At 55.9% G+C, this 15,538-nt stretch carries 15 protein-coding genes; 11 read left to right on the top strand and 4 right to left on the bottom strand.

Annotation, left to right across the window (positions count from 1 at the left end; all coding sequences use genetic code 11):
• Positions 1-11: 11 nt before the first annotated feature.
• From kdpB to kdpF, 3 genes are read right to left on the bottom strand one after another with little or no spacing between them, the layout of a single operon-like run.
• On the bottom strand, positions 12-2,060 hold the full coding sequence (gene kdpB / locus L350_RS12720) for a potassium-transporting ATPase subunit KdpB (RefSeq protein WP_023305699.1): 2,049 nt from the start codon (positions 2,058-2,060) through the stop codon (positions 12-14).
• Positions 2,061-2,078: 18 nt separating this feature from the next.
• A complete protein-coding gene (kdpA, locus tag L350_RS12725; protein ID WP_032624653.1) occupies positions 2,079-3,758 on the bottom strand; it encodes a potassium-transporting ATPase subunit KdpA in 1,680 nt (559 codons plus the stop codon).
• Complete coding sequence (gene kdpF / locus L350_RS23210) at positions 3,758-3,847, bottom strand: K(+)-transporting ATPase subunit F (protein WP_003858638.1); 90 nt, start codon at positions 3,845-3,847, stop codon at positions 3,758-3,760. Before kdpF ends, kdpA begins: the two co-directional genes overlap by 1 nt.
• 310 nt (positions 3,848-4,157) lie before the next feature.
• Between kdpF and L350_RS12730 the strand changes: the two genes are divergently transcribed.
• From L350_RS12730 to nei, 7 genes are all read left to right on the top strand, one after another.
• Positions 4,158-4,364 (top strand): YbfA family protein, encoded by a 207-nt coding sequence (locus tag L350_RS12730; protein ID WP_014069366.1) that lies wholly within the window; start codon positions 4,158-4,160, stop codon positions 4,362-4,364.
• Between the two features lie 598 nt (positions 4,365-4,962).
• Complete coding sequence (gene phrB / locus L350_RS12735; protein WP_032624652.1) at positions 4,963-6,375, top strand: deoxyribodipyrimidine photo-lyase; 1,413 nt, start codon at positions 4,963-4,965, stop codon at positions 6,373-6,375.
• Positions 6,376-6,385: 10 nt separating this feature from the next.
• Positions 6,386-7,129, top strand: a complete 744-nt coding sequence (locus L350_RS12740) for a type 2 GTP cyclohydrolase I (RefSeq protein WP_003858635.1) — start codon at positions 6,386-6,388, stop codon at positions 7,127-7,129.
• A gap of 14 nt (positions 7,130-7,143) precedes the next feature.
• Positions 7,144-7,800: a 5-oxoprolinase subunit PxpB gene (pxpB, locus tag L350_RS12745; RefSeq protein ID WP_032624651.1), complete on the top strand. Its 657-nt coding sequence runs from the start codon at positions 7,144-7,146 to the stop codon at positions 7,798-7,800.
• Positions 7,794-8,726: a 5-oxoprolinase subunit PxpC gene (gene pxpC / locus L350_RS12750; protein ID WP_022647458.1), complete on the top strand. Its 933-nt coding sequence runs from the start codon at positions 7,794-7,796 to the stop codon at positions 8,724-8,726. Before pxpB ends, pxpC begins: the two co-directional genes overlap by 7 nt.
• Positions 8,713-9,453, top strand: a complete 741-nt coding sequence (gene pxpA, locus L350_RS12755) for a 5-oxoprolinase subunit PxpA (RefSeq protein WP_032624650.1) — start codon at positions 8,713-8,715, stop codon at positions 9,451-9,453. The genes pxpC and pxpA overlap by 14 nt, the downstream gene beginning before the upstream one ends.
• An 18-nt stretch (positions 9,454-9,471) precedes the next feature.
• Positions 9,472-10,263 carry an endonuclease VIII gene (gene nei / locus L350_RS12760; protein WP_032624649.1) on the top strand — a complete coding sequence of 264 codons (792 nt, stop codon included), beginning with the start codon at positions 9,472-9,474 and terminating at the stop codon, positions 10,261-10,263.
• Between the two features lie 84 nt (positions 10,264-10,347).
• Here the strand turns inward: nei and L350_RS12765 are convergent, their stop codons facing one another.
• Complete coding sequence (locus tag L350_RS12765) at positions 10,348-11,631, bottom strand: citrate synthase (protein ID WP_006809584.1); 1,284 nt, start codon at positions 11,629-11,631, stop codon at positions 10,348-10,350.
• Positions 11,632-12,270: 639 nt separating this feature from the next.
• Between L350_RS12765 and sdhC the strand changes: the two genes are divergently transcribed.
• Genes sdhC through L350_RS12785 form a run of 4 tightly spaced genes read left to right on the top strand, consistent with a single transcriptional unit; the run spans position 12,271 to position 15,514 of the window.
• On the top strand, positions 12,271-12,675 hold the full coding sequence (sdhC, locus tag L350_RS12770; protein ID WP_026080740.1) for a succinate dehydrogenase cytochrome b556 subunit: 405 nt from the start codon (positions 12,271-12,273) through the stop codon (positions 12,673-12,675).
• A complete protein-coding gene (gene sdhD, locus L350_RS12775) occupies positions 12,669-13,016 on the top strand; it encodes a succinate dehydrogenase membrane anchor subunit (protein WP_003858621.1) in 348 nt (115 codons plus the stop codon). The genes sdhC and sdhD overlap by 7 nt, the downstream gene beginning before the upstream one ends.
• On the top strand, positions 13,016-14,782 hold the full coding sequence (gene sdhA / locus L350_RS12780) for a succinate dehydrogenase flavoprotein subunit (protein ID WP_023299611.1): 1,767 nt from the start codon (positions 13,016-13,018) through the stop codon (positions 14,780-14,782). The genes sdhD and sdhA overlap by 1 nt, the downstream gene beginning before the upstream one ends.
• Positions 14,783-14,797: 15 nt before the next feature.
• Entirely contained in the window at positions 14,798-15,514 is a 717-nt protein-coding gene (locus tag L350_RS12785) for a succinate dehydrogenase iron-sulfur subunit (RefSeq protein WP_022647461.1), read from the top strand.
• The last annotated feature ends 24 nt before the right edge of the window (positions 15,515-15,538 follow it).

Below are 15,538 nucleotides of genomic sequence, written 5' to 3'. Positions count from 1 at the left end.
AGATTCACCTTTTAAACCAGCCCGAACAGCGTTAACAACATGTCGATAACCTTGATCCCAATAAAGGGCACCACCAGCCCACCCAGACCGTAAATCCACAGGTTACGGCGCAGCATGGCGGCGGCCGTCAGTGGCTTATAGCTCACCCCTTTCAGCGCCAGCGGAATAAGAAAGACAATAATCAGCGCGTTGAAGATCACCGCGCTCAAAATGGCCGAGGCTGGAGAGTGCAGGTGCATCACATTCAGGGCATTCAGCTGCGGATAGGTTGCCGCAAAGGCCGCCGGGATAATGGCGAAATACTTCGCCACGTCGTTGGCGATACTGAACGTGGTCAGCGAGCCGCGCGTCATCAGCATCTGCTTCCCGATATGCACCACTTCGATCAGCTTGGTCGGGTTCGAGTCGAGATCCACCATGTTGCCCGCCTCTTTTGCCGCCTGGGTACCGGAGTTCATCGCTACCGCCACGTCGGCCTGCGCCAGCGCCGGGGCGTCGTTGGTGCCGTCGCCGGTCATCGCCACCAGACGACCTTCCGCCTGATACTGGCGAATGAGCGCCAGCTTTGCTTCCGGTGTCGCTTCGGAAAGGAAATCATCCACGCCCGCTTCGGCGGCAATGGCCGCCGCAGTCAGACGGTTATCCCCGGTGATCATCACCGTTTTAATGCCCATCTTACGCATCTGGGCGAAACGCTCTTTTATACCGCCTTTAACGATATCCTTCAGGGCGATAACCCCCAGAACGCTTGCACCTTCCGCCACCACCAGCGGGGTTGCCCCCTGACGCGCTACGCTTTCCACCAGATGGTCGACTTCCGGAGGGAAATGTCCATTATTGGCTTCAATATGACGGCGAATGGCATCAACGGACCCTTTACGGATCATTCGGTCCTGAATGTTAATTCCACTCATGCGGGTTTGCGCCGTAAAGGGCACGAACGTGGCGTGCAGGCTTTGTACGTCGCGCTGGCGCAGGTTAAAGCGCTGCTTGGCGAGGATCACGATACTGCGACCTTCCGGCGTCTCATCGGCCAGCGAAGAAAGCTGCGCCGCGTCGGCCAGCGTTTTTTCATCCACGCCGGGAGCAGGTAAAAAGTCAGAGGCCTGACGATTACCCAGGGTGATGGTCCCGGTTTTATCCAGCAGCAGTACGTCTACGTCACCCGCCGCTTCAACGGCGCGTCCGCTAGTGGCGATGACGTTCGCGCCCAGCATACGGCTCATCCCCGCCACGCCAATCGCGGAAAGCAGGCCGCCGATAGTGGTGGGGATCAGACAGACCAGCAGGGCGATCAGTACGGTGATGCTGACCGCTGTACCGCCGTAGGCGGAGAAGGGCCACAGGGTCGCCGTTGCCAGCAGGAACACAATGGTGAGCGCCACCAGCAGAATGGTCAGGGCGATCTCGTTCGGCGTTTTACGACGCTGTGCGCCTTCCACCATGGCGATCATCCGGTCGAGAAAGGTTTCGCCCGGGTTAACGCTGCACTGGATCACCAGCCAGTCGGAAAGAATGCGCGTTCCGCCGGTAACTGAGGCGAAATCTCCGCCCGACTCACGGATCACCGGTGCGGATTCCCCGGTAATGGCGCTTTCGTCTACCGACGCGCCGCCCTCAATCACCTCACCGTCGCAGGGGATGATGTCGCCAGCTTCCACCAGCACCACGTCACCTTTGCGCAGTTCATCCGCCGGAACGTGGTCCATCTGCGCGCCGTATTTAGGTTCGCGTAATTTGCGCGCAAAGGCGGTTTTTTTGACCCCTTTCAGACTGTTGGCCTGCGCCTTACTGCGGCCTTCCGCCAGCGCTTCGGCAAAGTTGGCGAACAGCACGGTAAACCACAGCCACAGGCTGATGGCGCCGGTAAAGGTTGCATTTCCTGAAAGGTGTCCCGTTCCCATGGCAATCGCCAGTGCGGTGGTGAGTAAACTTCCAGTCCAGACAATAAACATCACCGGGTTGTGCCACTGCACTCGCGGGCTCAGTTTTTTTACCGCATCCATGAGGGCCTGACGAACTAACGTCGGTTCGAGCAGGGCCAGTTGTTTACGACTCATGACAAATTCTCCGCAAAATCAGCGTAAAGAGAGATATTCCGCAACCGGGCCTAACGCGAGGGCGGGGATAAAGGTCAAGGCACCTACCAGCAGAACGGTGCCAATCAGCAGGCCGACGAACAGCGCGCCGTGAGTCGGTAACGTACCGGTGGTGGTCGGCTGGATCTTCTTATTCACCAGTGTTCCAGCGATCGCCATGACGGGAATAATCACGCCGAAACGTCCGATGAACATGCAGAACGCCAGCAAACAGTTCCAGAACGGTGAGTTGGCACTTAACCCTGCAAAGGCGCTGCCGTTGTTGTTTGCGGCAGACGAAACGGCGTAAAGCACTTCGCTAAAGCCGTGAATGCCCGGGTTAAAGATGCCGCTGCGCCCGGCGTCGGTCATCAGCGCCAGCGCGGTACCGAGCAGCACAAGGGCGGGGGTGACCAGGATTGCCAGCGCGGTTAATTTCATTTCGCGGACGTCGATTTTTTTGCCGAGATATTCCGGCGTGCGGCCGATCATCAGCCCGGCGATAAACACGGCGAGCAGAACGAACAACAGCATGCCGTACAGCCCCGAACCGACCCCACCGAAGACTACTTCGCCAATCTGCATCAGCCACATCGGGATCATGCCGCCAAGCGCGGTGAAAGAGTCGTGCATGGCGTTCACCGCCCCGCAGGAGGCCGCCGTGGTGACCACCGCATAGAGGCTGCTGGCAAGAATGCCGAAGCGGCTCTCTTTGCCTTCCAGGTTGATATTGCTGTTAGCCCCCAGCTGCATGAAGTGGCTGTTGCCGTTCCATTCGGCCCACATCACCAGTGCTACGCAGACCACGAAGATTAACGACATGGCCCACAGCAGCGTACGGCCCTGGCGGCGATCGTTAACCACATCGCCAAAGGCGAAGCAGAGCGCGGCGGGGATTAGGAAGATCGCCAGCATCTGTACAAAATTGGTTAATGCCGTTGGGTTTTCAAACGGATGCGATGAGTTGGCGTTGAAGAAGCCGCCCCCGTTGGTGCCCAGCATCTTGATTGCTTCCTGCGACGCCACTGGTCCCATTGGCAGGAGTTCCCTGCCCCCTTCAAGCGAGGTGTAAGGGGTATAAGGCAGCAGGTTTTGCAGAGTGCCTTGCTGTATAAAGAACAGGGCAATAATCAGCGCAACAGGCACCAGGATCCAAAGGGTGATGCGCGTGACATCAACCCACGCGTTGCCGAGCGTGCTGACATTCTGACGGGCAAACGCGCGCGTCAGGGCGAAGATCACCGCGATACCGCTGGCTGCAGACAGAAAGTTTTGCACGGTTAACCCGGCCATCTGGCTGAAGTAGCTGAGCGTGGTTTCACCGGCGTAAGACTGCCAGTTGGTATTGGTGACAAAGCTGACCGCCGTGTTCAGCGCCAGATGCCAGGATAAACCTGGTAACTGCTGCGGATTCAACGGCAAATTGCCCTGGAGCATGAGCAGCGTAAAGAGGGCAATAAGCCCCACGATATTCAGAAGCAGTATCGCCATCAGGTACTGGCCCCAGCTCATTTCGCGGTCGCTGATACCTGAAATGCGCCAGAGCACGTTTTCAATTTTTCGCGTACCCGGCAGTGGCACGTTGTTTATCAGCCGCGCCAGCGCTGTTCCCAGCGGCCTGGCGAGCACAAACAGCAGCAGTAAAAAGCTGGCAATAAGCAAAAACGCCTGAGCAGCCATCAGAATGCCTCCGCATTAATCAGGGCATAAATCAGATAACCCAATAACAGGAACACCAGCACGATGCCGGCAATCAGACCTGCACTCACACTCCACCTCCGGGTGACTTTTGTTGTTGTACAAACGGTAGGATTTGTGGCGCAAAGATTTCGCAAAAATCAGAAGGGCAGGTGTAAAAAAAGTATAAAAATGGGAAAGACCACAATTTAACTATTGTTAAGTAAATTGTTAACTTTTTTGTAACTTAATTACAGGCGTGAATGTAAATATTCACGAAATGGATGAAAATAAGTGGTCGGATGAGTAGTAAAATTACAAACAAAGCGGTATTATTTTAACCAGGTCACAGATTTCACATTTTCCGGAGAAGGTTTCCGGCCAACTACAGGGGAGAAAAATATGGATCTTTATAAAGAGTATCCGGCTCATATCGTGTTCATGCGTCGCACTTTCGCCGTAGTGGCTGGCGTGCTGGCCCTGCCGGTGATGCTGTTCTGGAAAGATCGCGCACGTTTTTACAGCTATCTGCACCGCGTCTGGGCGAAAACCAGCGAAAAGCCGGTGTGGATGGATCAGGCCGAGAAAGCAACCTGCGATTTCTACTGATACGGTGTGACATCGTAGCCATAAAAAAACCGCCTACAGCAAAGTGGCGGTTTTTTTGTCCCTCGGGATTCGCGGTCCGTTGGGTAATCTTGCAGCCCCTACCCGGGATTTTTATCATACCCTTCTTTAAAAAGTTCGCAATCCACTTCACCTTTATAAATTCCTAATTTTACTTAAATAACTTACTTTTGGCGTTGGTGTTAATTATGATGCCACGTCCCTTTCCGCCATCTCGCAAATGGGCATCGGTCCTGGGAAAGGTGTATCCATAGCCGTAAAGCAGCCCGCCTACCCGGGCTTGTGTCCACCGATTTATCACCGGTGGTGATAGGTGGAGCGGTTAGCAGCAGGGACCGCATAGTGAAACGCTATTTATGCATCGCGTTCATTGTCGCCAGCGCACTCGTTGTAAAGAGTGATAAACCGAATGTGTTTATTGCCTTTACCCCGATAGCGCAGGACAAGTAGCGTTAAGGCCGCCTCGGGCGGCCTTTTTTATTTCATCCCGTCTACACTTCATGGCAAAGTAGTTCAATGCATGCCTTTTTCCTTTTACGGCATGCCCTTACGGACATAATGGACAATTGCCTGGAGTTTTATGCCCACCCATCTGGTTTGGTTTCGCGCGGATTTACGCATTCACGACAACTTCGCTCTCGCGGCCGCCTGCCGCGCTAAAGACGCGAATGTGCTGGCCCTGTTTATCGCCACGCCTGAACAGTGGCGGCAGCATGACATGGCGCCCCGGCAAGCGGCATTACTCAGCGCGTATCTGAATGACCTGCAACATTCACTGGCCGAAAAAGGCATTCCGCTGATCTATAAAGAGGCCCATGATTTTGCCGCACAGCTTGAGATGGTGCAGGCAATCTGTAAGCAGCACGCGGTAACGCGTCTTTTTTACAACTACCAGTATGAATTTAACGAGCAGCAGCGGGATCGTCAGCTCGAGAAAAACCTTACGGGCGTGGTCTGTGAAGGCTTTGATGACAGCGTGATGCTCGCACCGGGCAGCGTGATGACCGGCAGTCACGAAATGTATAAAGTTTTCACGCCGTTTAAAAATGCTTTTATCAAACGCCTGAAAGAGGGGCTGCCAGAATGCGTTCCCGCCCCGGCCATAAGAGGGGAAACGATAACGGATCTGCAGGACATCAGGCTGAATTATCCCCAGCAGTCGTTTGATGAAACGGTATTCCCCGCTAACGAGAAAGCGGCTATCGCCCGGTTGCGTCAGTTCTGCGCGCAGGGGGCGGCGGATTACGAGGCGCGGCGGGATTTTCCAGCGATTGAAGGCACCAGCCGCCTGTCGGCCTGTTTAGCGCTGGGCGCGCTCTCCCCGCGCCAGTGTTTACATCGGCTACTGGCGGAACAGCCTCAGGCGGTAGACGGGGGGGCGGGCGCAGTGTGGCTGAACGAACTGATCTGGCGTGAGTTTTATCGCCATCTGATGACGTATCATCCTGATTTATGTAAACATCGCCCCTTCATTCGTTGGACCGATAAGGTACAGTGGCAGTCGAATGATAAGCTGCTGAAGGCATGGCAGCGTGGGCTCACCGGCTTCCCGATTGTTGATGCGGCTATGCGGCAGCTCAATGAAACCGGGTGGATGCATAACCGTCTGCGTATGATTACCGCCAGCTTCCTGGTAAAGGATCTGCTTATCGACTGGCGAACCGGAGAGCGTTATTTTATCTCTCAGCTGATCGATGGCGATCTGGCGGCAAATAACGGCGGCTGGCAGTGGGCGGCCTCCACCGGCACGGATGCGGCTCCCTATTTTCGGATCTTTAATCCGACCACGCAGGGACAACGATTTGACGTCGACGGCGAGTTTATCCGTCGCTGGCTGCCTGAACTTAAGGATGTCCCCGCTAAAGCCATTCATGAACCCTGGGCATGGGCGGATAAACAGCGTGTTACCCTGAACTATCCCCGTCCCATTGTCGACCATAAACAGGCGCGTGTCGCCACGCTGGCGGCGTACGAAACCGCCCGAAAAGTTTGAGAGAATGATGATGAAAAACAGTGAACTGGAACGCCTGATTAACGAAAAACTCAACACGGCCTCGTTTAGCGACTACGGTCCGAATGGCTTGCAGGTGGAGGGTCGCGAGACGGTGCAAAAAATCATCACCGGCGTAACGGCAAGCCAGGCGCTGCTGGATGAGGCTGTGCGTCAGGAAGCCGACGCGGTGATTGTCCATCACGGTTATTTCTGGAAAAACGAATCACCGATTATTCGCGGCATGAAGCGCAACCGTCTCAAAACGCTGCTGGCGAATGACATCAACCTGTACGGCTATCACCTGCCGCTCGATGCGCATCCTGAACTGGGGAATAACGTTCAGCTTGCGCAGCTGCTGGGGATTACCGTGATGGGCGAAATTGAACCCCTGGTGCCGTGGGGTGAACTGTCGATGCCGGTTCCGGGACTGGAGCTGGCATCGTGGATCGAAGCACGCCTGGGGCGTCGTCCGCTGTGGTGCGGCGACACCGGGCCGGATACCGTGAAGCGCGTGGCATGGTGCACCGGCGGCGGCCAGGGCTTTATTGATAGCGCGGCGCGTTTCGGTGTCGACGCCTTCATTACCGGCGAGGTTTCCGAGCAGACCATTCACTCTGCCCGTGAACAAGGCCTGCATTTTTACGCGGCAGGCCATCACGCCACCGAGCGTGGCGGCATCCGCGCCCTCAGCGAGTGGCTGACGGAAAATACCGATCTGGATGTGACGTTTATTGATATCCCTAATCCGGCCTGATGAGAGGTAGTTAAGTGCAGCGAGCGCGTTGTTATCTTCTGGGTGAAATCGCAGTGGTTCTGGAACTTGAGCCTCCGGTGACGCTTGCCACGCAAAAGCGTATCTGGCGTCTGGCTCAACGACTGCCCGAGCTACCTGGCGTGGTTGAAGCTATTCCGGGTATGAATAATATCACCGTGGTGCTGCGTGATCCGCACACGGGGGCGCTGGATGCCATTGAGCGCCTGCAACGCTGGTGGGAGGAGAGCGAGGCGCTGGAGCCGGAATCGCGGACGATTGAGATCCCGGTTGTCTATGGCGGCAAGGGAGGCCCCGACCTTGGCGTCGTGGCCGAACACTGTGGATTAACGGAGAAGCAGGTTGTGGAGTTGCATAGCTCAGTCGACTATGTCGTCTGGTTTTTGGGATTTCAGCCGGGTTTCCCCTATCTGGGCGGGTTATCGCCCCAGTTGCATACGCCGCGCCGGGCTGAGCCACGCCTGAGCGTACCGGCGGGCAGCGTGGCGATTGGTGGTGAGCAAACGGGAATTTATCCGCTCGCCTCGCCGGGAGGCTGGCAGCTTATCGGGCACACGTCCACGCCGTTATTTGAACCAGGCCAGGACGCGCCCATACTCCTGCGTCCGGGGGATACCCTGCGCTTTATCCCGCAAAAGGAGGGGATATGTTAACGCTTATTCGCGCAGGGCTTTACACCTCGGTACAGGATGCCGGGCGCTTTGGCCTGCGTCAGTCGGGCGTGAGCTACTGCGGTGCGCTTGATCGTCCCTCGCTGGAGATTGCCAACCTGCTGGTAGGCAACGCCGGCAGCACGGCGGCGTTAGAAATTACGCTGGGTCAGTGCGTGATTGAGTTTGGTCAGGAAACCTGGTTTGCCTTAACCGGCGCGGGCTGTGACGCGACGCTGGACGGCAAAGCGGTGTGGACCGGCTGGCGCCTGCGGGCGAAAGCCGGACAGCGTCTGACGCTCAAGCGTCCTCTGCACGGCGTGCGCAGCTATCTTGCGGTGGCGGGAGGTATCGACGTGCCGGAGGTGCTGGGCTCATCCAGTACCGACCAGAAAGCGGGAATGGGCGGACATGAAGGACGGCTGCTGCGCGACGGCGATCGCCTGGCGATTAAGCCATCAGCGCGCCATTTCACCACCACGCAGGGCGTGAAGCAGCTGTTGTGGGGGAACCTGATCCGCGCCCTGCCGGGGCCGGAATATCATGAGTTCGATGAGGCCTCAAAAGAGTCTTTCTGGCGCTCGCCATGGAAGATCAGCCCGCAGAGTAACCGCATGGGTTACCGGCTTCAGGGCCAGCCGCTGACCCGCACGACTGACCGGGAGCTGCTTTCCCATGGTCTGTTGCCGGGGGTGATTCAGGTGCCGGGCAACGGACAGCCCATCGTACTGATGAACGATGCGCAAACCACGGGAGGATATCCGCGTATTGCCTGCATTATTGAAGCGGATCGCTACCATCTGGCGCAAATTCCTCTCGGTCAGCCAATTCATTTTGTGCAGTGTTCGCTGGAGGAGGCGCTGAAAGCCCGTCAGGATCAGCAGCGTTATCTCGAACAGCTGGCGTGGAGGCTCGATGGTAAAGATTGATTTAAACGCCGATCTGGGGGAGGGCAGCAGCGCCGATGCGGCGCTGATGACGCTGGTCTCCTCGGTGAATATCGCCTGTGGGTTTCATGCCGGCGATGCGCAGACCATGCTGGCGAGCGTGCGCAATGCCGTGAAAAACGGCGTGGCGATAGGCGCTCACCCCAGCTTTCCGGACCGGGAAAACTTTGGTCGCACGGCGATGGATCTGCCGCCTGAGACGGTTTACGCGCAAATGCTCTACCAGATCGGCGCCCTGGAGGCGATAGTGCGCGCTGAGAAGGGCGAGATGCGCCACGTCAAGCCGCACGGCATGCTCTATAACCAGGCGGCAAAAGATCCGGCGCTGGCAGACGCCATTGCCCGCGCGGTACGGGACTGCAATCCGCGTCTGATTCTGGTGGGCCTGGCGGGCAGCGAGCTTATCCGTGCCGGCGAACGGCTGGGGCTGACTACGCGGCAGGAAGTGTTTGCCGATCGGGGATACCTGCCGGACGGCAGCCTGGTTCCGCGTACGCAGGCCGGTGCGCTGATCACCGACGAAGGTAAAGCGCTGGCGCAGACGCTGGAGATGGTGCGCTTCGGGCGAGTAACCTCAACGGAGGGTACAACGGCAAACGTTCAGGCTGATACGGTGTGCTTACACGGTGACGGCGAGCATGCGCTCCAGTTTGCACGACGCCTGCGGGCGGCGTTCTCGGAAGAGGGCATTGTTGTCAGCGCAGAATAATCATGAAAGGACAATAACATGCCAGAAGGTCCGGAGATCCGCCGCGCGGCGGATAGCCTGGAGGCGGCGATAAAGGGCAAAACTCTGACACACGTCTGGTTTGCCTTTCCTCAACTAAAACCGTTTGAAACAGAGCTGGTGGGACAGACGGTGACCCACATTGAAACGCGCGGCAAAGCGTTGCTCACCCACTTTTCCCATAACCTTACGTTATATAGCCACAATCAGCTTTACGGCGTCTGGCGGGTGGTAAAGGCGGACGAGCAGCCGCAAACGACCCGCGTGCTGCGAGTGCGGCTACAAACGGCGGATAAGGCGATCCTGCTCTACAGCGCTTCTGATATCGAAATGTTAACGCCGGAGCAGTTGCTCACGCACCCGTTCTTACAGCGGGTTGGGCCGGACGTGCTGGATATGCGCCTGACGGCAAGCGATGTGAAAGCCCGGCTGTTATCGCCCACATTCCGCAACCGGCAGTTTTCCGGGCTGTTGCTCGATCAGGCATTTCTGGCGGGGCTGGGAAACTACCTGCGGGTGGAGATCCTCTGGGAAGTGGGGCTGGCGCCGCAGCACAAAGCGTCGCAGCTAAGCGATGAAAAGCTGGAGGCGCTGTCGCACGCGTTGCTGGATATTCCACGGCTGTCGTACAACACGCGCGGCATGGTGGATGAGAACAAGCATCACGGGGCGTTGTTTCGCTTCAAGGTGTTTCATCGGGCGGGTAAAAAGTGTGAGCGGTGTGGCGGGGTGATTGAGAAGGCGACGATCTCTTCCAGACCGTTTTACTGGTGTCCTGGGTGCCAGATGTAAAAAAGCCGGGTGGCGGCTACGCCTTACCCGGCCTACATCTCGCACTTGTAGGCCCGGCAAGCGAAGCGCCGCCGGGCGTGTTTTTTAGCGCTTAATATCAGACTTAAAGTCACGCTGCTCGTAGCCGGTATACAGCTGACGAGGACGGGCGATTTTCATGCCTTCGCTGTGCATTTCGTTCCAGTGCGCAATCCAGCCTACGGTACGCGCCATGGCAAAGATCACGGTGAACATGGAAGACGGAATGCCCATCGCTTTCAGGATGATACCGGAGTAGAAATCGACGTTCGGGTAGAGTTTCTTCTCGATGAAGTACGGATCGTTCAGCGCAATGTGTTCCAGCTCCATCGCCACTTCCAGCAGATCATCTTTGGTGCCCAGCTCTTTCAGCACTTCGTGGCAGGTCTCACGCATGACGGTCGCGCGCGGGTCGTAGTTTTTGTAAACACGGTGACCGAAGCCCATCAGACGGAAGGAGTCATTCTTGTCTTTCGCGCGGCGCACGAACTCAGGAATGTGCTCAACGGAGCTGATTTCTTCCAGCATCTTCAGTGCCGCTTCGTTCGCGCCGCCGTGCGCCGGTCCCCACAGGGAGGCGATACCCGCAGCGATACAGGCGAACGGGTTCGCGCCGGAAGAGCCTGCGGTACGGACGGTAGAGGTCGAGGCGTTCTGTTCGTGGTCAGCGTGCAGGATCAGAATACGGTCCATCGCGCGTTCCAGCACCGGGTTCACTTCGTACTCTTCACACGGCGTGGAGAACATCATGCGCAGGAAGTTACCTGCGTAGGAGAGGTCGTTGCGTGGATACACAAACGGCTGACCGATAGAGTATTTGTAACACATCGCCGCCATGGTAGGCATTTTGGACAGCAGACGGAACGCCGCGATATCACGGTGACGTGGGTTATTCACGTCCAGAGAATCGTGATAGAACGCCGCCAGCGCACCGGTAATACCGCACATGACCGCCATCGGATGAGAGTCACGACGGAACGCATGGAACAGACGGGTAATCTGCTCATGGATCATGGTGTGACGGGTCACGGTGGTTTTAAATTCATCGTACTGGGCCTGCGTCGGTTTTTCGCCGTTCAGCAGGATGTAGCACACTTCCAGATAGTTGGATTCGGTGGCTAACTGATCGATGGGGAAGCCGCGATGGAGCAGGATACCTTCGTCACCGTCAATGTAGGTGATTTTGGATTCGCAAGATGCGGTAGAGGTGAATCCAGGGTCAAAGGTGAATACCCCTTTGGAACCCAGCGTACGGATATCAATAACATCCTGACCGAGCGTGCCTTTTAGCACATCCAGTTCAATAGCATCATCACCATTTAGGGTGAGTTTTGCCTTTGTATCAGCCATTTACGGTCTCCTTAGCGCCTTATGCTTAAGACTGCGCTTTACCGGATTTGCTTTCAGCTGTTAATCATCGTTACCAGATTGTTATTTGGCTTACCGCTCAGCTCACGAGGAGAAACCAGGGTACAGAGCTATGGCGCCTTGCAGGTAAACGAATGAAATATCAGTGAAACAACAGCAAATCAGCGTTTTTGCAGTCCGAATTATTCAAACCTGTATATCACTAATAACTGTCCTGATAACTTCGGTCAATACCATCACACTGTTACATAACTATTTGTCAGGTGAAAGAGAGACCTCATAACTTTTGCGCATTATATGCCTTTTCTGATGACGTTTGTAACAATATTGTTTAACATTTGTCAAATCAGATGATTAAAAATTAAAAAGATGTTGTTATCGTGACCCCGATCACTGTTCCAGAGAAAACCCAACAAACTGTATGTAGGTTAATTGTAATGATTTTGTGAACGGCCTATACTGCCGCCAGGTCTCCGGAACACCCTGCAATCCCGAGCCACCCAGCGTTGTAACGTGTCGTTTTAGCATTTGGAAGCAATGTTTTGCATGACGCGCAGTTATAGAAAAGGAACGCTGTCTGACCCGCATCGCAGTCCGGAGGAAGGAAACAATAAGAACAGCATGTGGGCGTTATTCATGATAAGAAATGTGAAAAAACAAAGACCTGTCAATCTGGATCTCAAAACGATCCGATTCCCTGTAACAGCAATAGCGTCCATTCTGCACCGTGTTTCTGGTGTGATTACGTTTGTGGCGGTTGGTATCTTGCTGTGGTTACTGGGAACCAGCCTCTCATCTCCTGAAGGATTCCTCCAGGCCTCAGCCATCATGAACAGCTTCTTCGTGAAATTTATCATGTGGGGCATTCTGACCGCGCTGGCCTATCACGTGGTTGGCGGCGTTCGCCATATGCTGATGGACTTTGGCTACCTGGAAGAGACGTTCGAGGCCGGTAAACGTACCGCTAACATTTCATTTGTGATCACTGTCGTGCTTTCACTTCTCGCAGGAGTTCTCGTATGGTAAGCAACGCCTCCGCATTAGGACGCAACGGCGTACATGACTTCATCCTGGTCCGCGCTACCGCCATCGTCCTCACGCTCTACATCATCTATATGATCGGTTTCTTCGCCACTAGCGGCACACTGACGTGGGAAATCTGGAGTGGTTTCTTCGGATCGGCCTTCACCAAAGTGTTCACCCTGCTGGCCCTGTTCTCCATCCTTATTCATGCCTGGATTGGCATGTGGCAGGTGTTGACCGATTACGTTAAACCGCTGGCGATTCGCCTTCCGCTGCAACTGATTATTGTTGTTGCTCTGCTGGTTTACGTCATTTATGGATTTGTTGTGGTGTGGGGTGTGTAATGAAACTGCCAGTCAGAGAATTTGATGCTGTTGTGATTGGTGCGGGTGGCGCAGGTATGCGCGCCGCACTGCAAATTTCCCAGAGCGGCCAGACCTGTGCGCTGCTCTCTAAAGTATTCCCGACCCGTTCCCACACTGTGTCTGCGCAGGGCGGTATCACCGTTGCGCTGGGTAATTCCCATGAAGATAACTGGGAATGGCACATGTACGATACGGTAAAAGGTTCCGACTACATCGGCGACCAGGATGCCATCGAATATATGTGTAAAACCGGCCCGGAAGCGATTCTGGAGCTGGACCACATGGGTCTGCCGTTCTCCCGTCTGGAAAATGGCACCATCTATCAGCGTCCGTTTGGCGGCCAGTCGAAAAACTTCGGCGGCGAACAGGCGGCACGTACCGCAGCAGCGGCTGACCGTACCGGTCACGCTTTGCTGCATACCCTTTATCAGCAAAACCTGAAAAACCACACCACCATCTTCTCCGAGTGGTATGCGTTGGATCTGGTGAAAAACGCCGATGGCGCGGTGGTGGGTTGTACCGCACTGTGCATTGAAACCGGTGAAGTGGTCTATTTCAAAGCGCGCGCAACCGTGCTGGCCACCGGCGGCGCAGGCCGTATCTATCAGTCCACTACCAACGCCCACATCAACACCGGTGACGGCGTTGGGATGGCTATCCGCGCTGGCGTGCCGGTGCAGGACATGGAGATGTGGCAGTTCCACCCAACCGGTATCGCCGGTGCGGGCGTGCTGGTGACAGAAGGCTGCCGTGGTGAAGGTGGCTATCTGCTGAACAAACATGGCGAGCGCTTTATGGAGCGTTATGCCCCGAATGCGAAAGACCTGGCGGGCCGTGACGTGGTGGCGCGTTCCATCATGATCGAAATCCGTGAAGGCCGCGGCTGCGACGGCCCTTGGGGCCCGCACGCGAAGCTGAAACTCGACCATCTGGGTAAAGAAGTGCTGGAATCCCGTCTGCCGGGCATTCTGGAACTGTCCCGCACCTTCGCCCACGTCGACCCGGTGAAAGAGCCGATTCCGGTTATCCCAACCTGTCACTACATGATGGGCGGTATTCCGACCAAAGTGACCGGTCAGGCGCTGACCGTGAACGAGCAGGGTGAAGACGTTGTCATCCCTGGTCTGTTCGCGGTAGGCGAAATTGCCTGCGTATCCGTGCACGGCGCAAACCGTCTGGGCGGCAACTCCCTGCTGGACCTGGTGGTATTTGGCCGTGCGGTGGGGCTGCATCTCCAGGAATCTATTGCCGAGCAGGGCGCGTTGCGTGATGCGACCGACGACGAAATTGATGCCTCTCTTGAGCGCCTCAACCGCTGGAACGGCAACCGTAACGGCGAAGATCCGGTTGAAATCCGTAAAGCGCTGCAAGAGTGTATGCAGCACAACTTCTCGGTATTCCGTGAAGGTGACGCGATGGCCAAAGGGCTTGAGCAACTGAAAACGATCCGCGAGCGTCTGAAGAATGCCCGTCTGGACGATACCTCGAGCGAGTTCAACACCCAGCGCGTTGAGTGCCTGGAGCTGGATAACCTGATGGAAACCGCGTTCGCGACCGCGATGTCGGCAAACTTCCGTACCGAAAGCCGTGGCGCCCATAGCCGCTTCGACTTCCCGGATCGTGATGACGAAAACTGGCTGTGCCATTCCCTGTATCTGCCAGAGTCGGAAACCATGACGCGTCGTAGCGTTAACATGGAACCGAAACTGCGTCCGGCGTTCCCGCCGAAGATTCGTACTTACTAATGCGGAGACAGGATAATGAAACTCGAATTCTCAGTTTATCGTTATAACCCGGATGTAGACGATGCTCCGCGTATGCAGGATTACACCCTCGAAGCGGAAGAAGGTCGTGACATGATGCTGCTGGATGCTTTAATCCAGCTGAAAGAAAAAGATCCTACGCTGTCGTTCCGCCGCTCCTGCCGTGAAGGGGTATGTGGCTCTGACGGTGTAAACATGAACGGCAAAAACGGTCTGGCCTGTATCACGCCAATTTCAGCGCTACAGCGTGCAGGCCAGAAAATTGTCATCCGTCCTCTGCCTGGCCTGCCGGTCGTGCGTGATTTGGTGGTGGACATGGGGCAATTCTATGCACAATATGAGAAGATTAAGCCTTACTTATTGAATAATGGGCAAAATCCACCCGCTCGCGAGCACTTACAGTCGCCTGAGCAGCGTGAAAAACTCGATGGGTTGTACGAGTGTATTCTCTGTGCATGTTGTTCAACGTCATGCCCGTCATTCTGGTGGAACCCGGATAAATTTATCGGCCCTGCGGGTCTGCTGGCTGCCTATCGCTTCCTGATCGACAGCCGCGATACCGAAACCGAGAATCGTCTGGAAGGGTTAAGTGACGCTTTCAGCGTATTCCGCTGCCATAGCATCATGAACTGCGTCAGTGTGTGTCCTAAGGGGCTGAACCCGACGCGCGCCATCGGCCATATTAAGTCGATGTTGTTGCAGCGCAGTGCGTAAGTAACAACGCCGGATGGCGCTGCG

This window comes from Enterobacter sp. MGH 4 (genome assembly GCF_000534735.1).
Classification (GTDB): Bacteria; Pseudomonadota; Gammaproteobacteria; order Enterobacterales; family Enterobacteriaceae; genus Enterobacter; species Enterobacter intestinihominis.
This window is presented reverse-complemented; position numbering and strand designations above follow the sequence as displayed.